The sequence below is a fragment of the Stenotrophomonas sp. A3_2 genome (genome assembly GCF_036624925.1).
GTDB lineage: Bacteria > Pseudomonadota > Gammaproteobacteria > Xanthomonadales > Xanthomonadaceae > Stenotrophomonas > Stenotrophomonas hibiscicola.
Genome location: NZ_JAZKVY010000340.1, coordinates 1 through 333, shown reverse-complemented (window position 1 = coordinate 333; position 333 = coordinate 1). Strand labels below are relative to the sequence as shown.

The window sequence follows — 333 nt, the reverse complement described above, 5'->3', positions numbered from 1 at the left end:
TCGAGCATCACCCGATCGGCGGAACCGGCGTTAATCAGGCATATGTCGTGTCCCGGCTGTTCAAGACTGTCGACGATCTCGATGGCCGTAGGGAGCGCTGGGTTGCCCCGGCACCGGTCGTGCGCGCGGTGGAGCTGCTCGAGCAGCTGAGCGCGCCGCTGCGCGAAGCCTCGGGCCGCGACGATCTGTTCCTGGTGAAGAACACGCAGTATGGCCAAATCGTGCCGGTGACGCACATGCATATCGCCTGGCGCATCAATGACTTTGCGCGGCATGTCGGCATCCCCGATCATGATGGGAAACCCTGGAGGTTCAGCACGCACCAGTTCCGCA

Annotated in this window: 1 pseudogene; it reads left to right on the top strand. The window is 63.1% G+C overall.

Annotation, left to right across the window (positions count from 1 at the left end):
• Positions 1 to 47 precede the first annotated feature (47 nt).
• A pseudogene (locus tag R5H29_RS17995) lies at positions 48 to 333 on the top strand (hypothetical protein); the annotation flags it as partial.